At 73.8% G+C, this 21902-nt stretch carries 22 protein-coding genes; 11 read left to right on the forward strand and 11 right to left on the reverse strand.

The genetic code is table 11. From position 1 onward, the window contains the following. Positions 1-46: 46 nt before the first annotated feature. Both M4J07_RS04140 and M4J07_RS04145 read right to left on the reverse strand, forming a co-directional pair. Positions 47-712 carry a response regulator gene (locus M4J07_RS04140; protein WP_255967264.1) on the reverse strand — a complete coding sequence of 222 codons (666 nt, stop codon included), beginning with the start codon at positions 710-712 and terminating at the stop codon, positions 47-49. A gap of 74 nt (positions 713-786) precedes the next feature. Beyond that, entirely contained in the window at positions 787-2058 is a 1272-nt protein-coding gene (locus M4J07_RS04145) for a sensor histidine kinase (protein ID WP_255967266.1), read from the reverse strand. A gap of 179 nt (positions 2059-2237) precedes the next feature. Here M4J07_RS04145 and M4J07_RS04150 point away from each other — a divergent pair, with 179 nt between their 5' ends. Beyond that, the gene (locus tag M4J07_RS04150) at positions 2238-2456 is read left to right on the forward strand and encodes a hypothetical protein (RefSeq protein WP_255967268.1); all 219 of its coding nucleotides are present in this window, start codon (positions 2238-2240) and stop codon (positions 2454-2456) included. An 18-nt stretch (positions 2457-2474) separates the two neighbouring features. Here the strand turns inward: M4J07_RS04150 and M4J07_RS04155 are convergent, their stop codons facing one another. Then, positions 2475-2891, reverse strand: a complete 417-nt coding sequence (locus M4J07_RS04155; protein WP_255967270.1) for a ribonuclease — start codon at positions 2889-2891, stop codon at positions 2475-2477. Positions 2892-2955: 64 nt separating this feature from the next. Then, positions 2956-3861 carry a DMT family transporter gene (locus tag M4J07_RS04160; protein ID WP_255967272.1) on the reverse strand — a complete coding sequence of 302 codons (906 nt, stop codon included), beginning with the start codon at positions 3859-3861 and terminating at the stop codon, positions 2956-2958. 172 nt (positions 3862-4033) lie between these two features. On the opposite strand from M4J07_RS04160, the gene M4J07_RS04165 reads away from it, so the two are divergent. Continuing rightward, positions 4034-4765 (forward strand): SDR family oxidoreductase, encoded by a 732-nt coding sequence (locus tag M4J07_RS04165; RefSeq protein WP_255967274.1) that lies wholly within the window; start codon positions 4034-4036, stop codon positions 4763-4765. A 64-nt stretch (positions 4766-4829) separates the two neighbouring features. On the opposite strand, the gene alc is transcribed toward M4J07_RS04165, so the two are convergent. Beyond that, the gene (gene alc, locus M4J07_RS04170; protein ID WP_255967276.1) at positions 4830-5963 is read right to left on the reverse strand and encodes an allantoicase; all 1134 of its coding nucleotides are present in this window, start codon (positions 5961-5963) and stop codon (positions 4830-4832) included. A 5-nt stretch (positions 5964-5968) separates the two neighbouring features. Continuing rightward, the gene (gene allB, locus M4J07_RS04175) at positions 5969-7315 is read right to left on the reverse strand and encodes an allantoinase AllB (protein WP_255967278.1); all 1347 of its coding nucleotides are present in this window, start codon (positions 7313-7315) and stop codon (positions 5969-5971) included. Between the two features lie 209 nt (positions 7316-7524). Between allB and M4J07_RS04180 the strand changes: the two genes are divergently transcribed. Beyond that, a complete protein-coding gene (locus tag M4J07_RS04180) occupies positions 7525-8325 on the forward strand; it encodes an IclR family transcriptional regulator (protein WP_255967280.1) in 801 nt (266 codons plus the stop codon). A gap of 83 nt (positions 8326-8408) precedes the next feature. Here the strand turns inward: M4J07_RS04180 and M4J07_RS04185 are convergent, their stop codons facing one another. Together M4J07_RS04185 and M4J07_RS04190 are read right to left on the reverse strand one after the other, a co-directional pair. Continuing rightward, positions 8409-9095: an ABC transporter ATP-binding protein gene (locus tag M4J07_RS04185; RefSeq protein ID WP_255967282.1), complete on the reverse strand. Its 687-nt coding sequence runs from the start codon at positions 9093-9095 to the stop codon at positions 8409-8411. Next, positions 9092-10150, reverse strand: coding sequence for an ABC transporter permease (locus M4J07_RS04190; RefSeq protein ID WP_255967284.1), 1059 nt, complete (start codon positions 10148-10150; stop codon positions 9092-9094). The genes M4J07_RS04185 and M4J07_RS04190 overlap by 4 nt, the downstream gene beginning before the upstream one ends. A gap of 135 nt (positions 10151-10285) precedes the next feature. Between M4J07_RS04190 and M4J07_RS04195 the strand changes: the two genes are divergently transcribed. Beyond that, on the forward strand, positions 10286-11467 hold the full coding sequence (locus tag M4J07_RS04195) for a sensor histidine kinase (RefSeq protein ID WP_255967286.1): 1182 nt from the start codon (positions 10286-10288) through the stop codon (positions 11465-11467). Continuing rightward, positions 11464-12090, forward strand: a complete 627-nt coding sequence (locus tag M4J07_RS04200; RefSeq protein WP_255967288.1) for a response regulator — start codon at positions 11464-11466, stop codon at positions 12088-12090. The genes M4J07_RS04195 and M4J07_RS04200 overlap by 4 nt, the downstream gene beginning before the upstream one ends. Positions 12091-12139: 49 nt before the next feature. Here M4J07_RS04200 and M4J07_RS04205 read toward each other — a convergent pair whose 3' ends face one another. Then, complete coding sequence (locus M4J07_RS04205) at positions 12140-12745, reverse strand: universal stress protein (protein WP_255967290.1); 606 nt, start codon at positions 12743-12745, stop codon at positions 12140-12142. A gap of 100 nt (positions 12746-12845) precedes the next feature. Here M4J07_RS04205 and yczR point away from each other — a divergent pair, with 100 nt between their 5' ends. After that, on the forward strand, positions 12846-14324 hold the full coding sequence (gene yczR, locus M4J07_RS04210; RefSeq protein WP_255967292.1) for a MocR-like transcription factor YczR: 1479 nt from the start codon (positions 12846-12848) through the stop codon (positions 14322-14324). 25 nt (positions 14325-14349) lie between these two features. On the opposite strand, the gene M4J07_RS04215 is transcribed toward yczR, so the two are convergent. Further along, on the reverse strand, positions 14350-14670 hold the full coding sequence (locus M4J07_RS04215; RefSeq protein ID WP_255967294.1) for a DUF5955 family protein: 321 nt from the start codon (positions 14668-14670) through the stop codon (positions 14350-14352). Positions 14671-14862: 192 nt separating this feature from the next. Here M4J07_RS04215 and M4J07_RS04220 point away from each other — a divergent pair, with 192 nt between their 5' ends. After that, the gene (locus M4J07_RS04220; protein WP_255967296.1) at positions 14863-15465 is read left to right on the forward strand and encodes a nucleotidyltransferase family protein; all 603 of its coding nucleotides are present in this window, start codon (positions 14863-14865) and stop codon (positions 15463-15465) included. Between the two features lie 206 nt (positions 15466-15671). Then, on the forward strand, positions 15672-17294 hold the full coding sequence (aceB, locus tag M4J07_RS04225) for a malate synthase A (RefSeq protein WP_255967299.1): 1623 nt from the start codon (positions 15672-15674) through the stop codon (positions 17292-17294). A 165-nt stretch (positions 17295-17459) separates the two neighbouring features. Here the strand turns inward: aceB and M4J07_RS04230 are convergent, their stop codons facing one another. Then, positions 17460-18365, reverse strand: coding sequence for a HipA family kinase (locus M4J07_RS04230; RefSeq protein ID WP_255967301.1), 906 nt, complete (start codon positions 18363-18365; stop codon positions 17460-17462). Positions 18366-18474: 109 nt separating this feature from the next. Here M4J07_RS04230 and M4J07_RS04235 point away from each other — a divergent pair, with 109 nt between their 5' ends. The 3 genes from M4J07_RS04235 to M4J07_RS04245 all read left to right on the forward strand — a co-directional run bounded on the left by M4J07_RS04235 (position 18475) and on the right by M4J07_RS04245 (position 21795). Beyond that, positions 18475-19722, forward strand: a complete 1248-nt coding sequence (locus M4J07_RS04235; RefSeq protein ID WP_255967303.1) for an FAD-dependent monooxygenase — start codon at positions 18475-18477, stop codon at positions 19720-19722. A gap of 61 nt (positions 19723-19783) precedes the next feature. Beyond that, positions 19784-21049, forward strand: coding sequence for a VWA domain-containing protein (locus tag M4J07_RS04240; protein WP_255967305.1), 1266 nt, complete (start codon positions 19784-19786; stop codon positions 21047-21049). Further along, positions 21049-21795 (forward strand): hypothetical protein, encoded by a 747-nt coding sequence (locus M4J07_RS04245; RefSeq protein WP_255967307.1) that lies wholly within the window; start codon positions 21049-21051, stop codon positions 21793-21795. Before M4J07_RS04240 ends, M4J07_RS04245 begins: the two co-directional genes overlap by 1 nt. The last annotated feature ends 107 nt before the right edge of the window (positions 21796-21902 follow it).

Genomic DNA, 21902 nt, shown 5'->3' on the forward strand with positions numbered 1-21902 from the left:
TCACGGTGTGAATTTACCCTGGCCGACCGGCCCGGCCCCGCATCCGTCAGGCTTCGTCCAGCAGGCCCGCGTCGTGGACCAGCAGCGCGATCTGCACGCGGTTGTTGAGGTCGAGCTTGGTCATGATGCGGGAGACGTGCGTCTTGACGGTCGCGACGCTCATGTAGAGGGTCGCGGCGATCTCCGCGTTGGACTTGCCGCGGCCCACTTCGACAGCCACGTCCCGCTCGCGGTCGGCCAGTTCGTGGAGGCGCCGACGGGACCCGGCGGCGCGCACCTCGCGCTCGGACGCGGCGGCGTGCGTCATCAACTGGCGGGTGACGGCGGGCGACAGGACGGGGTCGCCGGCCGCGACGCTCCGTACGGCACCGAGGATCTCGGCCGGGGTCGCGTCCTTGAGTACGAATCCGGCGGCGCCCGCGCGCAGCGCCCGCAGCACCTGCTCGTCGGCGTGGAACGTGGTGAGGACGACGACCTCGGGCGCGTCGGCCGCCGAGCGCAGCCGCTCGGTCGCCGTGAGCCCGTCCATGACCGGCATGCGGATGTCCATGAGGACGACGTCGGGCCGGACCGTCCCGGCGGCCACGAGGGCCTCCTCGCCGTCGGCCGCCTCCCCGACGATCTCGACGTCGTCCGCCCCGCCCAGCATGAACCTGAGGCCCGACCGGACCAGCGGGTCGTCGTCGACGAGCAGCAAACGGATCGCGTTCATGGGCCCCACCGTAACCATCGGTAGATCGTCGGAGTCAGTCGGTGCCGGTCGACGGTCGCGTGGGGTGCGGGTGGTCAGCCCGGCCACGGCAGCCAGGCCCGTACCGTGAACCCGCCGTCCCCGTCGGGGCCGTGGCTGAGGCGGCCGCCTGCCAGCGTGGCCCGTTCCGTGAGGCCGATCAGGCCCTGGCCCGAGCCGGGGACGTGCGGGACCTCGCCGGGGGGCGGCGGGTTGCTGACCGTGATGGTCAGGCCGTCGCCCGCGCCGCCCTCGACGACGACCGCGACCTCCGCGCCGGGAGCGTGCTTGCGGGCGTTGGTCAGGCCCTCCTGGGCGATGCGGTAGGCGGTGCGGCCCGCGGAGGCGGGGACCGCCCCGGGATCGGGCACCCGGTTGTCGAGGCCGACCTTCATGCCCGCCTCGCGGGACTCGGCGACCAGGGCGTCCAGGGCGGCGAGCGTGGGCTGCGGCCGGCCCGACTCCTCGCCGTGGTCGCTCGCGCGCAGCACGCCGATGATCTCGCGCAGGTCCTGCAGCGCCTCGTGGGCGCTCTCCCGGATGACGCCGGCGGCGCGGGCGATCTCCTCCCGGGGCGCGTCGGGCCGGAACTCCAGGGCGCCCGCGTGCACGCTGAGCAGGGTCAGCCGGTGGGCGAGGACGTCGTGCATCTCGCGGGCGATGGCCTCCCGGGCCAGCCGCTGGGCCTGCTCGGCGCGCAGGGCGGCCTCGGTCTCGGCACGGTGCGCCCGGTCCCGCAGGGACATCAGGAGCTGGCGCCGGGAGCGGACGAACATGCCCCAGCCGACGACCGTGACGATGAGGACCACGGTGAACGACAGGGACAGCGCGAACGACGAGTCGGGTTCGGGCCGCCACCAGTAGAAGAACGGCAGCAGGGCGACGGACACGCCCGCGACCCAGGCGACGTAGCGGAACGGCCGGTGCACGGCCAGCGTGAAGACGGAGACCATGACCGCGCCGGCCGCCGTGTTCGAGAGGAACCCGGCGGGGATCATCGCCACCGCGAAGCCGAGCGGCCAGCGTCTGCGCAGCCAGACGGCGGCGCAGGCCAGCGCGCCGATGACCTGGTCGACGCCGGCCAGGAACCGGGGCGTGTTCGGGTTGTCCCAGGTCTGCTCGGCGAGGATCAGGCCGAGGAAGACGGCGATGAGGAAGCAGCTGAAGTCGACGGCCCAGTCCCGGGCCGTGCGCCGGCCGCGGCCGGGGCGGCCCTCGGAGTCCAGGTCGAGGTCGTCGACGAGTGCCGAGGGCAGCAGCCAGCGGCGCCACGGCAACGGCGGCTCGTCCGCCGGCTGCGGGGGCACGGTCTGCTGCGATGGCTCCATGGTCGACAAATCTACGCACGATGAGGGGCGCGCACCGCCCCCCGCGGCCGAGCCGCGACCAAAGTCGTGGCGCCGGCGACTTTCGTCGCGCCCGACCGGGCCCGCGGGCGACTTGTGCCGGACGGGACTCGCCCCGCGGCCGATGTGGGTGGGGGGTCCGCGGGGCGAGGGTTCCGTACATGAACAGGAAGCAGCTGTGGGAGTTCGTCGAGATCGTGGCCGGCTTCGCCCTGATCCAGGGGGCGGTGGGCCTGCTGCACGAGTTCACCGGCTGGCTCGGCTGGGGGCTGATCGAGCGGATCGGTTTCCTCGACGGCCGCGAGGTGTACGGCAGCATCGCGCTGATCGTGCTCGCGATCGCCGTGATCGCGGCCGCCGAGACCGCCAAGCAGAACTAGGACCGGTGGGGGAACGGTTCAGCAGGAGTGGTCGACCAGGTCGAACGACGCGTAGTGGTCCGACGTGTAGTAGTCCTCCTGGGTCGCCTTGCCGGTCACGATGCGGCGGGCACCGCGGTCCGACGAGCCCGGGGTGATGACCGTGTACTCGTGGTAGTAGCCGGTGGACTGCGACGGCAGGACGCCCTCGCGGTTCTGGAAGACGGTGCCGTCCTGCTCGTACGGGAACGGGCCGCCCGCCGCGATGAGGTCCAGGGTGTCGTGCGCCTGGGAGGGCAGGGCGGAGTAGCAGATGTCGCCGACCGCGGCGGCGGAGAGCGTGGAGGAGGCCGCGACAGGGGCCGGGGCGGCCTGGGCGGCGACGGTGGCGGGGCCGCCGACGAACAGGGCGGCGGCCAGGGCTGCGACGCTGATGAAGCGTGGGGGAATCTTCATGCCCTCAGTGTGACGCGCGTAGAAGGGTGCATGTCAACGACAACTGCCGCTTGTTTTCCAGGAGTTAACTCGTGGCCCGGCGTCCCCACATGGTTCCGGCCAGGACCAGACCAGCGCCCAGCAGACCCACCGCACCCAGCTGTTCACCGCCGAGGACGATGCCGACGGCCGCCGCCCACAGCGGTTCGGTGCCCAGGAGCAGGCTGACCCGGGACGGCGAGGTGCGGCGCACGGCCCACATCTGCACGAAGAACGCGAACAGGGTGCACAGCACGGAGAGGAACAACAGGCCCGCCCAGTCGGCGGGTTCGAAGGAAGCCGCCGCGTCCCAGGGCGTGGAGCCGGTGCCGGGCGCGGCGCACAGCAGCACGAACACGGTCACGGCCGTGCCGAGCTGAACCGTCGTCAGCGGCAGCGCGGCGGCGCTCTGGACCGCCTCGACGCGGGCCATGACCAGCACGTGCACGGTGCGGGCGAGGGCCGCGAGGAGCATCAGGAGGTCACCGCCCGAAGGTGACGTGAAACCGCCGCCCTGAGTGAGCAGCACGACGCCGAGCACGGAGAGGGCGGCCGCGGCGAGGAACGCGCGGGGCGGCCGGACGCGGGTGACGGCGGCCTCGGCGAGCGGCGTGAAGATCATGGTGAGGCTGATGATGAGGCCCGCGTTGGTCGCGGAGGTGTGCACGACGCCGTACGTCTCCAGCAGGAAGATCCCGCTGAGGATCAGCCCGAGCAGTCCCGCCCCGCGCCACTGCGCCGCCGTCAGCGCCCGCAGTCCGCGCCGGCCGGCGCCGACGAGCACGGGCAGCACGATCCCGAAGCGCAGCACGAGCACCGCGAGCACGGTGCTCTGCGTGGTGACGCCCTTGGCGGCGAGATAGCTGGCGCCCCAGACGGCGGCGACGCCGAGGACGGGCAGGTCGGTGAGCCAGGCACGGGGGCGCGGCGCGGGCAGGGCGAGCGTGCTCATGGGGTCTCCGGTGCGGGCGGGTGCGGGCGGAGACGTCGGCGGCTCGCGCGGGGCGAGGACACCGTACCCGCGGTCGCCGCCGGCGCGATCCAGATGTCCGTTTGCCGCCAGCTTCCGCCCGCGTACGCCGCTGTACTCGAAGCCACAACAACAGCTCGCTACGGAGGCGAAGATGAACGGCAAGGTGGCTCTGGTGACCGGCGGCTCGCGCGGGATCGGCGCGGCGACGGCGGTGCGGCTGGCCGAGGACGGGTTCGACGTCGCGGTCACCTACGTACAGGGCAAGGAGGCCGCCGAGGAGGTGGTGCGGCGGATCGAGGCGCTGGGGCGCCGGGGCCTGGCGGTGCGCGCGGACGCCGGTGACGCCGCGGAGGCGGCCGGGGCGGTGGGCGCCGCGGTGGAGCGGTTCGGCCGGCTCGACGTCCTGGTCAACAACGCCGGGGTGGGCGCGCTCGGCCCGCTGGCGGACCACGCGGTCGCGGACGTCGACCGGGTGCTAGCGGCGAACGTGCGCGGCGTCTACCTGATCGCCCAGGCCGCGGCGGCCGTGCTGCCCGACGGCGGCCGGATCGTCACCGTCGGCAGCTGCATGGCGCAGCGCGTCCCGGGGCCCGGCGGCACGCTGTACGCGATGAGCAAGGCGGCCCTGATCGGGCTGACGAAGGCGCTGGCACGGGAGTTGGGCGAGCGCGGGATCACGGCGAACATCGTGCACCCGGGCCCGATCGACACCGACATGAACCCGGCGGACGGGCCGAGCGCGGACTGGCAGGCGTCGATGACCGCGCTCGGGCGGTACGGGACAGCGGCCGAGGTCGCCGGGACCGTGGCGCACCTGGCGGGCGCGGACGCGGCGTACGTGACGGGCGCCGAGTTCGCCGTGGACGGCGGGTTCGCCGCGTGACGGCGTGAGGATGCGAGGCGCACCGGTGCTGTCGGGCCGGTGCGCCCCACGGGTTCCTGCGCCGCTACGCGCCCGACTCCGCGTGACGCGCGGCCAGTTGGGCGACACCCTCGTCCGTCAGGGAGCCGAACAGACGCAGCCGCGAGATGCCGCCGTCGGGGAAGATGTCGACGCGGGCGTGCGTGCCGACGGCCGGCGTGTCGAGGACGAAGCGGTGGTTCGTGTCGGGCTGCATCCGCGTACGGGGCAGCACCTCGACCCACTCGCCGTCCTCGCCGTCCTTGACGGAGACCGACGCCCAGCCCGCGCTGTTCCCCTTGAGGTACGCGGTGTCGATCTCCAGGGCGCGGATCTCGGAGCGCGCGACGAGCCGGTAGCGGATCCAGTCGTTTCCGTGGTCGCGGCGGCGCCGGGTCTCCCAGCCGTCGTCCATCTTGCGGGAGCGGCCCGGCTGGATGGTGTTCGAGGCGGGCGAGTAGAAGAGGTTCGAGGCGTCCTCGGCGCGGCCGCCGTTCTCCAGGGCGACGACGTCGAAGGTACCGAGCGTGGCGAGCCACTTCGGGTCGGGGACGACCTCGCCGTGGACGCGCAGGCGCGCGACGCCGCCGTCGGGGTGCTGGTTGAGGCGCAGGTGCGTGAAGCGCTGCTCGACGTCGACCGCGAACCCGTTGGCCGCGTGGCCGCCGACCGCCGTGCGCGGGACCAGGGTCGTCCACTTCACGTCGTCGGCGAGCAGCTCCTCCGGGGTGGGCGCGCCCTCGGCTCCTTCATAGCTGGTCGCCTCCACCGAGATCGCCTGCGGGTAGTTGCCGCGGAAGTGGGCGGTGTCGACGACGATGCCGCGGATCACGCCGGGGGCGCCGAGGCGGACCAGGGCCCAGTCGTGGTCATCGGCGGTGGGCCACGGGTGGTCCGCCCCGGCGCCGCGGCGCCGGCGGGTCTCCCAGCCGTCCATGATCTTGCCCTTGTGGCCGAAGTGCTCCGGGTCGAACTCGGCGCGCTCGGGCACGAGAAGGTTCTCGCGCTGCGCGAAGAACTCGTCGTTCGCGGCGATCACACCGGCGCCGAGCTGCCGCGCGGCGAGGTCGGCGTACTGCGTGAACGGGAAGTCCGCGGTGCGGTAGTCGGCGTACGGGTCGCCACCGCCGTACGGGCTGGCGTCACCGGTGAAGCTGGGTATCCCGGAGGTCGCGGACATGGTGGTCACTTGTTCCTTTCGAGCAGCGTGCCCTGCGGGGCGGTGAACTCGCCGTCGGCGACGATGCGCTCGCCGCGCAGCCAGGTCGACTTCACGACGCCGTGCAGCGTCTTGCCCGCGTAGGCGGTGACGCGGTTGCGGTGCTGGAGGGCGGCCGGGTCGACGGTGAAGGTCTCCTCGGCGGCGAGGACGGCGAAGTCGGCGTCGTGGCCGACGGCGATGGCGCCCTTGCGGTCGTCGAGGCCGACCAGCTTCGAGGTCCGCTCGGACATCCAGCGGACCACGTCCTCCAGGGAGTGGCCGCGCTTGCGGGCCTCGGTCCAGATCGCCGAGAGGCTGAGCTGGAGGCCGGAGATGCCGCCCCAGGCCGTCGCGAAGTCGTCCGTCTTCAGGTCGGCCGTCGACGGCGAGTGGTCGGTGACGACGCAGTCGATGGTGCCGTCGGCGAGCGCCGCCCAGAGCAGGTCCTGGTTGGCGGCCTCACGGATGGGCGGGCAGCACTTGAACTCGCTGGCGCCGTCCGGGACTTCCTCGGCGGTGAGGGTGAGGTAGTGCGGACAGGTCTCGACGGTCAGCTTGACGCCCTCGGCCTTGGCGGCGGCGATCAGCGGCAGCGCGTCGGAGGACGACAGGTGCAGGATGTGCACGCGGGCGCCGATCCGCCTGGCCGTGTCGATGAGGCCCTTGATCGCGACGTCCTCGGAGATCCGGGGCCGCGTCGCCAGGTAGTCGTCGTACTTCGGACCGCTGTTGCTGGGCGCGACGTCGAGCTCGTGCGGGTCCTCGGCGTGCACGATGAGGAGGCCGCCGAAGCCGGCGATCTCGGCCATCGAGGCGGTGAGCTGGTCCCCGTTCAGATGCGGGAACTCGTCGACGCCGGACGGCGACAGGAAGCACTTGAAGCCGAAGACACCGGCGTCGTGCAGCGGGCGCAGGTCCTTGACGTTGTCGGGCAGGGCGCCGCCCCAGAAGCCGACGTCGATGTGCGCCTTGGCGGCGGCGACCTCCTGCTTCGTACGGAGGTTGTCGACGGTCGTCGTCGGCGGCAGGGAGTTCAGCGGCATGTCGACCAGGGTCGTGATGCCGCCGGCCGCGGCGGCGCGGGTGGCCGTCCAGAAGCCCTCCCACTCGGTGCGCCCCGGGTCGTTGACATGGACGTGGGTGTCGACGATGCCGGGCAGCAGCACGTCGTCGCCGAAGTCCTCGAGCCGGGCCCCCGCCGGTATCTCCGCGTCGTGCGCGCGCACGGCGACGATCTTCCCCTGGGCCACGGCGACCGCTGCGGGCCGCGTACCTTCGGGGGTGATGACGCGGGTCGAGCGCAGCACCAGTTCGACTTCGACGTCCGACACCCTGGACCTCCTCAGTTTCAACGTTCTGTTGAAGGAGTTTTCACTCCTTCTTCCTGAGCCGTCAAGGCTCTGGATGTTTCCACAAAGTGAAATTATGATTCCGGTACGCAGAACGTAGCTACCGACGAACTTAGAGGTCAAGGGATCACCGGCCCGGAAACCGCCGGGTACGCTGCATCTCTGCCTGCCCGCCTCGAAAGGAACGCGCCGTGCCGACGTCCAACGCCAGCACCACTGATACCGCCAAGTCCGCGCCAAGCGGCGGTGTCCAGTCGCTCGAGCGCGCCTTCGACCTGCTGGAGCGGATGGCCGACGCCGGCGGCGAGGTGGGCCTCAGCGAACTCTCCGCGAGCAGCGGCCTGCCGCTCCCCACGATCCACCGCCTGATGCGCACCCTGGTCGCCTGCGGGTACGTGCGCCAGCAGCCCAACCGCCGCTACGCGCTGGGCCCGCGCCTGATCCGCCTCGGCGAGTCCGCGTCGCGCCTGCTCGGCACCTGGGCCCGGCCGTACCTGGCCCGCCTGGTCGAGGAGACCGGCGAGACGGCCAACATGGCGCTGCTCGACGGGGACGAGATCGTCTACGTCGCCCAGGTGCCGTCCAAGCACTCGATGCGCATGTTCACCGAGGTCGGCCGGCGGGTGCTGCCGCACTCGACCGGTGTGGGCAAGGCACTGCTCGCCCACACGCCGGCCGACGAGGTGCGGGCACTGCTCGGGCGGACCGGGATGCCGGCGGCGACCGAGAAGACGATCACCACGCCCGACGGTTTCCTCGACGCGCTGCAGGAGGTACGGGACCTCGGGTACGCCGTCGACGACAACGAGCAGGAGATCGGGGTGCGCTGCCTCGCCGTGCCGGTGCCGGACTCGCCCACGGCGGCGGCCATCTCCATCTCCGGGCCCGCGGGGCGGGTCACGGAGGCGGCGACGGACAAGATCGTGCCGGTGCTGCAGCAGGTCGCCCGCGAGCTGTCCGCTGCGCTGGCCAGTTCGGGTGCCGCGTCGTAACTTCGACCGTTCCTTGCCGTCCGCGGGCCGGTGGGGCTTCTCGCACAGTTCCCCGCGCCCCTGGGGGCCGCGGACGGCAGCGGTCAGGACGAGGCAGCCCGGACGCCGGCCAGGCGGCCGTCCACCAGTTCCACCACCTGGTCCGCGACGCCCAGAGAAGCCCGGTCGTGCGTGACCAGCACCGTGGCCGTGCCACGGTCCCGCGTGAGCCCCGCCAACAACTCCAGCACGGCCACCCCCCGCTCATGATCGAGCGCACTGGTCGGCTCGTCCACCAGCAGCACCCGCGGAGCGTTCATCAGGGCCCGCGCGATGTTGACCCGCTGCCGCTGCCCGCCGGAGAGCTGGTGCGGCCGCCGGTGCGCCTGCTCGGCGAGCCCCACCGCAGCCAGCAACTCCCGCGCCAGGGACCGGACTTCACGCGGACGACGGCCGCCGAGATGCGCCATGACCTGGAGCTGCTCAAGAGCGGTCAGGGACGGCAGCAGGTTCGGCTGCTGGAAGACGATGCCGATGGCGCGGCGCCGCAGCCGAGCCGCTTCGGCCCGGCCGAGCCCGGTCGCCTCGACCCCGTCGACGAGCACCCGCCCGCTGTCCGGCGACACGAGCGTCGCGGCGACGGCCAGCAGGCTGGACTTCCCCGATCCTGACGGCCCCACGACGGCGGTGAGCCCGCCCGCGGGGACCTCAAGACCGACCCGGTCCAGGGCGGTGAGGCGGCCGTCCCCGTCGGCGTAGGTGAGCGTGATGTCGTCGAGCAGCAGGGTCATCGGGCGCTCCCGAGCGCGGTGAGGGGGTCGACGGCGGTGATCCGACGGATGGACAGGGCGGCGCCGACGAGCCCGAGGACGGTCATCACGGCGGCGGGTCCGATCGCGGTCAGCGGCTCCAGGACGAACGGCACGCCGTCCGGCACGAACGCGCCGATGAGCGCGGCGAGGCCGGTCCCCACTGCCGTACCGCCGACCAGCATGAGCACGGCCTGGCCGAGCGCGTCCCGCAGCAGGTAGCCGGTCGAGGAGCCCAGCGCCTTCAGGACGGCGATGTCCGCGCTGCGCTGGATCGTCCAGACCGTGAAGAACGCGCCCACGACGAGCGCCGAGATGACGAAGAGGAAGCCGCGCATCAGCTGCAGGGAACCGTTCTCGGCCTGGTAGGACCCTATGGCGGACAGGGCGCCCTCGATGTCCTTCGTCTCCGTGCCGGCCGCCCGGTCCGCGGCCGGCAGATCGGCGCCCGAGGTGCGCAGCGCGACCACGGTGGCCCCGGCGGAGCGGGCCAGGGACTGCCAGTCGCCGAGGTCGGTCCAGACGACGGGGGTGTGACTGTACGAGGCGTCGCCGGAGACCGCCGCGACCGTGAGGGTCGTGCCGCCGAGCGTGATCTCGTCGCCGGTCCCGGCCCCCAGTTCGTCGGCCGCCTTCGTGGCGAGGACGACGGTGCCGGGCGCCGTCGCGTCGGGCGCGAGCCCGGAGTCCGGGCGCACGCCGAAGACCGAGACGGCCGCGGTCTGCCGGCCGGCGTCCGCGTTGAGCGTCCTGATGCCGATCGGTTCGGCGCTCGCCACCCCCGGCCGCCCGGCGAGCCCCCGCCACTGGTCCGGGGTGACGGTCGAGCCGGTGAAGGACACCGACTGGCCGGCGGCGGGCCGCCCGAAGGCGAGGTGGTCGGCGGGCAGCCCGGTGAGCGCGGACGTGTTGTCCCGGGCCAGCCCGGCGGTCAGCCCCGAAAGGAGCCCCACCAGCAGCGTGATCAGTACGATCACGGATCCCATCAGGGCGAAGCGGCCCCTGGCGAACCGCAGATCTCTCCATGCGACGAACATGTCGTCCACCCTGCGTCCCCGTGGCCCTCCCGGGCATCGCGCCACAGCACGCTTCACCCGAATCGAAGGAGGGACCTCCGGATCGAACTTTCGGTTGACCGGTTCGGGGCGATGACTTCGTACGCTGGTGACGGTATGGATCCACGTTCACTCACCCCCGCCCTGCGCGCCCTGCGCCTCTGCCTGCACCTGCTGACGGCGGGGCTGCTGGCGCTCGTCGTCCTGCGGGCCACGGGCGGCCCGGTGGTGGCCGTGGCCGTGGCGATGGGCGCCGTGTACGCGGCGGGTCCGCTGCTGCCCGCCGTGCGGGCCACGCGCACGGGCGCCGCCTGCTGGCTCGGCGCGCTCGGCGCGGTGTGGGCGGTGCTCCTCGCCCTCTCCCCCGACGGCCTGTGGCTGGCGTTCCCGCTCTACTTCCTGCTGCTGCACCTGCTGCCCGCCCGCTGGGCGCTGCCCGCGGTCGCGGTCGCGGCGGGCGCGGCCATCGCCTCGTACGTGGGGCACGGTGGCGGGCTGAACCCGGGCGCGTTCATAGGGCCGCTGCTGGGCGCGGCCGTCGCCGTGGCGACCGTGCTCGGCTATCAGGCGCTGTACCGGGAGAGCGAGCGCAGGCAGCGGCTGATCGAGGAGCTGATCGGCGCGCGGGCCGAACTCGCCGACGCGGAGCGCACGGCGGGCACCCTCGCGGAGCGCGAGCGGCTGGCCCGGGAGATCCACGACACCCTCGCCCAGGGCCTCTCCTCGATCCAGCTCCTGCTGCGGGCCGCGGGCCGCGACCTGCCGTCGGACTCCCCCGCCGCCGCCCACATCGAACGGGCCCGTGCGACGGCGCAGGACAACCTCGCCGAGGCCCGCCGCTTCGTGCGCGCCCTCACCCCGCCCGACCTGGCGAACGGCTCCCTCGCGGCCGCCCTGGAACGGCTCTGCGCGACGGCCCCGGGACCGGCCGCGCGGTTCACGACGAGCGGCACCCCGCTCGCGCTGCCCACCCCGTACGAGGTGGCGCTGCTGCGGATCGCCCAGTCCGCTCTCGGCAACACGGTGCGGCACGCGCGGGCGGGCCGCACGGAGATCACTCTCAGCTTCATGGAGACCTCGGTGACCCTGGACGTCGTGGACGACGGCATCGGCTTCGACCCGGCCCGCGCGGCCTCCGGCGATGGCGGAGACGGCGGCGACGGCGACGGCGGTTTCGGGCTGCCCGCGATGCGTGCGCGAGTGCGGGCGCTGGGCGGCACGTTCACCGTCGAGTCGGCGCCCGGCCGGGGCACCGCCGTCGCCGTCAGCCTGCCGCTGCCCGCCGGGGGTGCCGTGTGATCCGGCTGCTGCTCGCCGACGACCATCCCGTCGTACGGGCCGGGCTGCGGGCCGTCCTCGACGCGGAGCCCGACTTCGAGATCGCCGCGGAGGCGCCCACGGCGGAGCGGGCGGTGGCGCTCGCCGGGTCGGAACGGGTCGACGTGGTGCTGATGGACCTGCAGTTCGGCGCCGGGATGCACGGGGCGCAGGCCACGGCGCTGATCGCCGCGCTGCCGGACGGCCCGCGGGTGCTCGTCCTGACCACGTACGACACCGACGCGGACATCCTCGCGGCGGTGGAGGCGGGGGCCTCCGGCTATCTGCTGAAGGACGCGCCGCCGGAGGAGCTCGCGGCGGCCGTCCGCACGGCTGCCTCCGGCCGGTCGGCGCTCGCTCCCGCCGTCGCGGACCGGCTGATGGACCGGATGCGGGCGCCGTCCGAGGCGCTCAGCCGTCGTGAGCTGGAGGTCCTTCAGCTCGTCCGGGACGGCCTGTCCAACGCGGACGTCGCCCGCGAGCTCTTCCTGAGCCAGGCCACGGTCAAGTCCCACCTGGTCCACATCTACGCGAAGCTCGGCGTCGACTCGCGCACGGCGGCGGTCGCGGCCGCGGTCGGTCAGGGCCTGCTGCGGTCCCGCTAGGGCCTGTCGTCACACTCGCGTCGTCGCCCGAAGGGCGGCCCCGCGCCCCTCAGGCGGCGAAGTCCGCCGCCTTCACGTGCCTCAGGGCACGAAGGTCCGCGCGCGGCACCGGACGCAGCGGGACCGTGAGGACCGGGCACACCGCGTACCGCCGGACGTAGCGGTGCACGGCGCCGCGCCGCCGCCCCGGACGCAGACCGATGACCAGCAGGTCACCCGGGTGCGCGGCCAGATCGAGCAGCGCGGCGCCCGCCCGCGACCGCTCGACGCGCAACGTCACGTCCACCCCGGCCGGCATCCCGCCGAGCGCCTCGTCGAACGCCGCGGTCAGCCCGGCGCGACCCGTGTCGTGCCAGTGCCGGGCCCACTCCCGGTCGGGCCAGCGGCGGTACAGCCCCTCCCCCTCGGGCGGCTCCCAGGCCACCACCGCCACGAGCGGCCGGCCGGAGCGGCATGCCTCGTCCACCGCGGAGCGCAGCGCGGCCCGGCTCGCCGGGGAGCCGCTGACGCCGACCACGACCCGGCCACCCCGGTCCGGCACCGGTGGGCGGCCCGGACGGCGGCGCAGCCGCCACGGCCGCGCGGCGGTGTCCTCGGTCCGGCGCTGCAGCTCGCGCTCGACCCGGTCGCTGAAGCCACTCCTGTCGGTGTGCATGACGTGCCTCCTCGTTCCCACCCAGGCCACTTCTCGTCGGCCACTCCCGAGTCTGTACGCTGATTGGCCTGGGCAGCAGGGCCAATAGCGGAGATGTGGCATGGCGGTTGACGGAGTGGTCCGCAGCATGGACAGCAGGGCGCGGGGCCTGGGCAGCAGGCGGCTCGCCGAGCTGGTGACCGGGGTGGCCGGGCAGCGGCCCGGCTACCGGGCGCTCGCCCAGGGCGTGCGGACGCTGCTGCTCGACGGCCGGATCGCGCTGCACGTCCGGCTGCCCGCGGAGCGCGAGTTCGCCGCGGCGCTCGGGGTCAGCCGGGCCACGGTCACGGCCGCGTACGACCTGCTGCGGGAGAGCGGCTACGCGCGCAGCAGGCGGGGCGCCGGGACGTGGACCGAGCTGCCGGACGGGGTGCGGCCGACCAGCGTGGCCACCCCGGCGGCCGGGGAGGGCGTGATCGACCTGGCGATCGCGGCACCGGGTGCCGTGGCGGACGAGCTGACGGCGGCCTACGCGGCGGCCGCCGCGGACGTGGCGCGGCACGCGGAGACCCCCGGCTACCACCCGTACGGGCTGCCGGAGCTGCGGGCCGCGATCGCCGAGCGGTACACGCGGCGGGGGCTGCCTACGCTGCCGGACCAGATCCTGGTCACGACCGGCGCCCAGCAGGCCGTGTCGCTCACCCTCACGCTGCTCGGCCGGCCCGGTGACCGGATCGTGGTGGAGAACCCGTCGTACGCCAACGCCCTCGCGGTGATCCGGCAGTTGGGGCTGCGCACCGCGCCCGTGCCGGTCACCGAGGACGGCTGGGACGCGGAGCTGTTCGCGACGACGCTGCGGCAGGCGGCGCCCCGGCTGGCCTATCTCATCCCGGACTTCCAGAACCCGACGGGCCGCCTGATGCCGACCGAGCAGCGGCAGCGGCTGATCGCGGCGGCGCGGGCCACCGGCACCTGGCTGGTCGTCGACGAGACGATCGCGGACATCGCGCTCGACGCGCCGACGCCGCCGCCGTTCGCCTCGCTCGCGGCGCAGGGCGGCGGCGAACAGATCGTCACCGTCGGCTCGTTGAGCAAGGGGCACTGGAGCGGGCTGCGGGTCGGCTGGGTGCGGGCGGGCACCCGGCTCATCACCGAGCTGACGACGCTGCGGGTCACCGCGGACATGTCCGGGTCCGTCCTCGACCAGCTGGTGGCTGGCCGGCTCCTTGACCGGGAGGCGGAGATCCTGCGCCGCCGGCTGCCGGTGCTGCGCGCGCAACGCGACCACCTGGCGGGCGCGCTGAGCCGTGAATTCCCGGACTGGCGCTGGCAGTTGCCGCCCGGCGGCATGTCGCTCTGGGTCGATCTCGGGCGGCCGGTCGCGTCGGCGCTCGCCCGGGCGGCGCTGCGGCACGGGGTGCGGATCGAGGGCGGTTCACGGTTCGGCGCGGACCCGGGCACCTTCGAGCACCGGCTGCGGTTCCCCTACACGCAGCCGGTCGAGGTCGCCGACGAGGCGGTGCGGCGGATCGCCGCCGCCCTGGACGGCGGGCTCGGCGCGGCGGGCGACGAGCCCGGACGACCGCACTGGGTCGCCTGACCCGTCAACCGCCTCGCCCGTCGCGTCAGTTGCGCTCGACCGGCGGGCCGCCGAACAGCTCGACCGCGCCCCGCACCTGGGTGAGCGCCGCGGACAGCGCGCTCACCGACCCGATGGCGCCCGCGACCAGCAGCAGCGAGCGGCGCAGCCGCGGCACCTCGGGCGCGCCGCCGCCCGCCATCGCGTCGAGTGCCGCCAGCTCGTCCTCGGCGATGCCCCGGTCGGGGAACTCGGCCGGGTGCGCCGCCAGTTCCCGCCGCAGCCGGGACACGGCGGTACGCAGCTCGGCCACCCGCGGGTCCTCGTCGCTGCCGGTCACAAGCCTCTGCTCCACGCTCCGCAACACAGCTCTCCCCCTCGCACATCGTCGTGCGCTGCCGTACGTCCCCGCCCGGACGGTGGTCAGGCGTCCAACCGGGGTTTGTGGGCGCCTAGTTAACGCCACACCGACTGTCCGGCGCCAGTCCGTTGCGCAGGGCAACTGAAGTCGTGCGCGGCCGGGCGCGCGCCGGGCGCGGACGTGCGGTATGCAGAGGGCATGACGACGACGGAAACGGACGAGGTCGTGGGGCTGCTGCTGGCCGCGGGCGGCGGGCGGCGGCTCGGGGGGCGGCCCAAGGCCCTGCTGCCCCACCGCGGGCGCCCGCTCGTGGAACACGCGGTACGGATGCTGCGCGCGGGGGGATGCGACCGGGTGCACGTGGTACTCGGTGCGGCGGCCGGCGACGTACGGGCGCGGGCGGAGCTCGCCGGGTGCGTCCTCGTGGAGAACCCGGAGTGGGCGGACGGCATGGGCTCGTCGCTGCGGGCGGGCCTCGGCTCGCTCGCGGACTCCGGCGCCGGTGCGGCGCTGGTGCTGCTGGTCGACCAGCCGGGGATCGGCGCGGCGGTGGTCGGCCGCGTACGGGAGGCGTACCGGTCGACCGGCTCGCTGGCGGCGGCCGCGTACGACGGGGAGCGCGGGCATCCCGTGCTGTTCGGCCGCGACCACTGGGCCGGGATCGCGGCGAGCGCGAGCGGGGACCGCGGGGCGCGCGCCTATCTCAAGGAACACGCGGCGGAGGTGGAGCTCGTGGAGTGCGGCGATGTGGCCGATGCGTACGACATCGACACGGCAGCCGATCTCCAGCACCTTGAGTGAGGTGCGTGGCACTCAGCGCCACGTTCTGTCGATTCAGAGAATCTCGACATCAACAAACGATTGAACTTCCACGATAAGGAAACTAGTATCCACTGATCAGAAGGGCCGGTCCCCCATCGCGGGGCCAGCAGCCGTATCCAGACGTACCCAGACGCGCCCGGCACCGCGTGCCGCCCGCGTCCGCTCGCTGAAGGAAGTGACAGCTCATGTCCGCACCAGCGCCGTCCCCGCTGGCCATCGTCGACGCCACGCCCCTGCCCCGGCAGGACGAGGTGCTCACCGATGCGGCCCTCGCCTTCGTGGCCGAGCTGCACCGGCTGTTCACGCCCCGGCGTGACGAGCTCCTCACCCGCCGGGCCGAGCGCCGCGCCGAGATCGCCCGCACCTCCACGCTCGACTTCCGCCCCGAGACGGCCGCCGTCCGCGCGGACGACACGTGGAAGGTCGCGCCCGCTCCCGCCGCGCTGAACGACCGCCGTGTCGAGATCACCGGCCCCACCGACCGCAAGATGACGATCAACGCGCTCAACTCGGGCGCCAAGGTCTGGCTCGCCGACTTCGAGGACGCCTCCGCGCCGACGTGGGAGAACGTCATCGGCGGCCAGCTCAATCTCACCGCGGCCTACGACCGCTCCATCGACTTCACCGACGAGCGCACCGGCAAGTCGTACGCGCTCAAGGACGCGGCCGACCTCGCGACCGTCGTCATGCGGCCCCGCGGCTGGCACCTCGACGAGCGCCACCTGGTGGACGAGGCCGGCAAGCCGGTCCCCGGCGCCCTCGTCGACTTCGGCCTCTACTTCTTCCACAACGCCAAGAGGCTCATCGAGCTCGGCAAGGGCCCGTACTTCTACCTCCCGAAGACGGAGTCGTACCTGGAGGCCCGCCTCTGGAACGACGTCTTCGTCTTCGCGCAGGACTACGTCGGCATCCCGCAGGGCACCGTCCGCGCCACCGTCCTCATCGAGACGATCACGGCCGCGTACGAGATGGAGGAGATCCTCTACGAGCTGCGCGACCACGCCTCCGGCCTGAACGCGGGCCGCTGGGACTACCTCTTCTCCATCGTCAAGAACTTCCGTGACGGCGGCCAGAAGTTCGTCCTGCCGGACCGCAACCTGGTCACGATGACGGCCCCCTTCATGCGCGCCTACACCGAGCTCCTCGTCCGCACCTGCCACAAGCGCGGTGCGCACGCCATCGGCGGCATGGCGGCCTTCATCCCGTCCCGGCGCGACGCCGAGGTCAACAAGGTCGCGTTCGAGAAGGTCCGCGCCGACAAGGACCGCGAGGCCGGCGACGGCTTCGACGGCTCCTGGGTCGCGCACCCGGACCTGGTCCCGATCGCCATGGAGTCCTTCGACAAGGTCCTGGGCACCAACCCGAACCAGAAGGACCGCCTGCGCGAGGACGTCTCCATCGCCGCCGGTGACCTGATCGCCATCGACTCGCTCGACGCGAAGCCCACGTACGACGGCCTGGTCAACGCCGTCCAGGTCGGCATCCGCTACATCGAGGCGTGGCTGCGCGGCCTCGGCGCCGTCGCCATCTTCAACCTGATGGAGGACGCGGCCACCGCGGAGATCTCGCGCTCGCAGATCTGGCAGTGGATCAACGCCGGTGTCGTCTTCGAGAACGGTGAGACCGCGACGGCCGACCTGGCCCGCAAGGTCGCCGCCGAGGAGCTGGCGAGCATCAAGGCCGAGCTGGGCGAGGACGCCTTCGCGGCGGGCAAGTGGCAGCAGGCCCACGACCTGCTGCTCCAGGTCTCCCTGGACGCGGACTACGCGGACTTCCTGACGCTGCCGGCGTACGAGCAGCTCCGCTGACCGACCCGTACGCAGGCCCCCGGCACCGCACAGCGCCGGGGGCCTTCGTTTGTTCGGCTGCGGCTCCGGTGGGGGCTGGTCGCGCAGTTCCCCGCGCCCCTGGAAGGCATGCGCTGCGCGCAGCCTTCCCCCGCCGGGCCCGCACCCGGCAACGAAAACCCCCGGTCACCCCAGGTGTACGGACCAGTCCTGCTCCGCTGCCGGCTTGCCGTGGAGGTCGGGTACCCGCTTCAACCAGGCGGGCCGCCCCTTCTGCGTCGCGGCCGCCCGGCGGGCATCCGCCGCGGCCAGCTCGTCCCGGGACGGGAAGTCCGTGGGCAGCCAGGCCGCGGAGGAGCGGGCGCGGGCCAGCAGGTACGTCACGTAGGCGTCCCGCGCCTCGTCCGGCGTGGCGAAGTCCGCGAGCCAGGTGTCCGGCACCAGGGCGAGGATCTCGCGCAGGAGTTCCTCGGTGACCCGGGGCGCCAGCTCGGCGTCGGCCGCGCGCGTGTCGGGGCCGTAGCCGCCGAGCGCGTGGTGCTTGAAGTCGTACGCCTTGTCGGGCGCCGCCCCCTCCCACCGGTGGTGGAAGACGAGCGCCGCGCCGTGGTCGATGAGCCAGAGCCGGGGCGGGGCCGTGCCGAAGGTGGGCCAGACCATGAGGTTCGAACTGTGGACCGTGCGGTCGACGTTGACGGTGAGCGCGTCGAGCCAGACGATCCGGCCCGCTTCGAGCGGGTCGACGGGGAACGTCTCGGCGATCTCGGGCGTGAAGTCGACCGCGCCCGGCAGGAAGTCCATGCCGAGGTTGAGCCCGGCGCTGGCCCGCAGCAGGTCCTGGACCTCCTGGTGCGGTTCGTCGGTGGCGACCGCGGGGTCGAAGTGGGCGAGCACCAGCTCGGGGAAGCGCAGGCCGAGCCGGCGCGCCAGCTCCCCGACGACGATCTCGGCGACGAGCGCCTTCACGCCCTGCGCGGAGCCGGTGAACTTCAGGACGTACGTGCCGAGGTCGTCCGCCTCCACCACACCGGGGACCGAGCCTCCGGTGTGCAGCGGGTTCAGGTATCGGACGGCAGTCACTTCGCGCAGCACGCCTGCCACTCTAATCGGCCGTGTCCGCTCGACACCGGCGTGTCCGCCGCCGCTGCCTGGGAGGATCGCGCGCGGTGCGGGTCAGGGGCGACGGAGCGGGGAGTCGGGCATGGGCAGGGAAACGGGCGCGTCGGTCGCCGTGGTGGGCGGCAGCATCGCGGGGTGCGCCGCGGCGCTCGCCGTGCGGCGGGGCGGCATCGGCTCCGTCACGCTCTTCGAGCGCGCCGAGGGGGCGCTCGGCGAGCGCGGCGTCGGAGTGGCGCTGCACAACGACCGGTACGCGGAGCTGGCGGCCTCCGGGTACGTCGACGCGGGGATGCCCTGGGTGCAGATGGCGACGCGCCGCTGGTACGTGCGCGACGACCACGGCGACGGGCCGCTGGGCCGGCGGATCTGGAGCGCGCCGTTCCCGTTCCGGACGTACAACTGGGGCCCGTTGTGGCGGGAGTTGAGGCGACGGGTGCCGTCGGACGTGGACTTCCGGTCCGGTGCGCCGGTCCGGGAAGTGACGGCGGCGCCGGACGGGGCCGGGGCGCTGGTGCGGGTCGGTGACCGGGCGCCCGAGCGGTTCGACCTGGTGGTCGGCGCGGACGGCTACCGGTCCGTGGTGCGGGCCGCGGCCTGCGGGGCGACGCGTCCGGTGTACGCCGGGTACGCGGCGTGGCGCGGCGCGTTCCCCGTCGAGCGCCTCGGCGATCCGGGGCGGTGGCCGGAGGACGAGTGCGCGTACGTCGTCTTCCCCGGCGGCCATCTGGTCGTGTACCGCATCCCGGACCCCGGGACCGGCGGCCACCGCGCCAACTGGGTCCTCTACACGACACCGCCGCCGGGCCACGACGCGGCGCTCACCTCGCCGACGAGCCTGCCGCCCGGCACGGCGTCGGACGCGCTGCGGGCCCATCTCGCGTACGTGGCCGCGGAGTTGCTGCCGCCGTACTGGGGTGATCTGGTCCGCCTCACGACGCCGGACGAGCTGATCCTGCAGCCGCTGTACGACTTCACGGCCGACCGGTACACCGCCCCCGGGATGCTGCTGATCGGCGACGCGGCGACCGTCGCGCGGCCGCACACCGGCGCGGGCTCGGTGAAGGCGCTGCAGGACGCGACGGCCCTGGAGGCCGCCCTGACCACGGCCCCCGACCTGCCCGCGGCCCTCGCCGCCTACGACGCGGACCGCGCGCCCGCCGGCCGCACCATGGTCGACCTGGGCCGCCGCCTCGGCCACGCGATGGTGGAGTCCACCCCGGACTGGCGGTCCCTGGACGCCGCGGGTCTGGCGGCGTGGTGGCAGGGGATGGACGGGGCGAAGGCGTTCGGCGGGCGGGAGTTGGGGCGCGGCGCGCGGGCGACGGGCTGAGACCGGGTCCGGTCCCGGCCTCGTTTTGGCATCGCCCCCGCATGATCCATAGGATCCGCCGATGATCACTAGACAACGGCTGGCGGCGGGCGCGTGCGCCCTGTTCGCGGCCCTGGCCCTGGGCGGGCTCGCGCCCGCCGGGGCGTACGCGGACGAGCCGGACAGGCCCGCACCCAAGGTCGAACTCGTGCTGGACGTCAGCGGTTCCATGCGGGCCCGCGACATCGACGGCGACTCGCGGATGGCCGCGGCGAAGCAGGCGTTCAACGAGGTGCTCGACGCGACGCCGGAGGAGGTCGAGCTCGGGATACGGACGCTGGGCGCGAACTACCGCGGCGACGACCGCAAGACGGGCTGCAAGGACACCGAGCAGCTCTACCCCGTCGGCCCGCTGGACCGCACCGACGCGAAGACCGCCGTCGCGACGCTGCAGCCCACCGGCTGGACACCGATCGGCCCTGCGCTGCTGAAGGCGGCCGACGACCTCGGCTCCGGTGACGGGACCAAGCGCCTCGTCCTCATCAGCGACGGTGAGGACACCTGCCAGCCGCTCGACCCGTGCGAGGTGGCCCGCGAGATCGCCGCGAAGGGCATCGGGCTCACCATCGACACGCTCGGCCTGGTGGCCGACACCAAGACGCGGCAGCAGCTGTCCTGCATCGCCGACGCCACCGGCGGCACCTACACCTCGGTCCGCCACAAGGACGAACTGACCGACCGTGTCGGCCAGTTGGTGGACCGCGCCGCTGATCCCGTGGTCACTCCGGTCGCCGTCGACGGTACGGCGCAGTGCGCCGACGCACCGGAGCTGAAGCCCGGTCTGTACACCGACCGGGAGAAGTTCGGCGAGCACCGCTTCTACCGGGTGGCCGTCGAGCCCGGCAAGGAGCTGCGGGCGTCGGTGAGCGTCGCGGCCGACCGAGCCGTGAACCGGGACTACGGGGTGCTGCTGCGCGCGGTGACCACGCACGGCCGGGAGATCGTCCGCGGCCAGGAGGCGGGCGACGGACGCACGGACGTCATCTCGACCGGGCTGCGCTATCCGAAGGCGGAGGCGGACGACAGCGACGAGGCCGAGGCCGAGACGGTCTGCCTCCAGGTGTCCCACTCCTACTCCGCGCCCGCGTCGGTGAAGACCACGCCGGGCCTGCCCGTCGAGCTGACGGTCGACGTGGTGGACGGCCCCGACGAGGCGTCGGACGTGGCGGCCTTCGGGCTCGGCCGCGGCTGGTGGTTCCTGGCCGCGCTGGTCGTCGTCGGCTTCGTCGCGGGTGTCGTGTGGGGCTGGATCTCGCGTTGGCGTATCGCTGTCTGGAGGACCAACTGATGCGTAGCAGACGGTATGTCGCGGGGGCGCTGCTGGCCCTGACGGCCCTGGCGGCGTTCGCGGGTCCGGCCGCGGCGGCGGACCCCGACGACGACGCGAAGAAGGCGCCGGCCGAGGCGGGCACGTCGTTCCGTACGGCCGCGCAGTTCGAGCAGGGCCAGAAGGCGACCGCGAGCGCGTCCACGGGTGACTACCTGTACTGGTCGTTCCCGGCGGACGCGGGGCAGCGCCCGACGGTGAAGGCATCGGTCGAACTGCCGGACGCGCAGGCCCGGCACGGTGCGCAGACCTGGCGGATCGACGTGTACGACGGGCTGCGCCGCCGCCAGTCGTGCAGGTACGGGACGCAGGCGCGCACGGTGGCCGCGGACGCCGCCCGGGTGGACCTGGCCTGCACGCTGCGGACCGTCCGCGCGTGGTCGGAGCCGTGGGCGAACGACCCGCTGCCCGGCACGTACTTCGTGCGACTGACGGTGACCGGGCTCGCGGACGCCGATCTGGGTCTGCCGGTGACGGCGTCGGCCGAGGCCACCTCGCGGGACATCGGCGGCGCGGCCGCGGTCGACGGCACGCTGTCCGCTCCGCTGGTGCCGGGCACCGTCACCGCGTCCGACGACCAGGACTGGTCGTCCGGCTGGTGGACGAGCCGGTGGCTGTGGACGGGCGCCGGTGCGGTGCTCGCCGCGCTGGCCGGGATCGGGGGGTACGCCCTGACGCGGGGCTCGGGCCGTCCGGCCGGAGTCTGACGTCCGCACGCACGTGGGGCCCGGCCGACCGTCGGGCCCCACCCGGGGGACGGGTGACGGGGGCGGCGCCCCCGACCCGCTCCTCAGTCGTCTGCGGGGCCCGGTCC

The sequence above is a fragment of the Streptomyces longispororuber genome, from assembly GCF_024448165.1.
GTDB classification, from domain to species: domain Bacteria; phylum Actinomycetota; class Actinomycetes; order Streptomycetales; family Streptomycetaceae; genus Streptomyces; species Streptomyces longispororuber_A.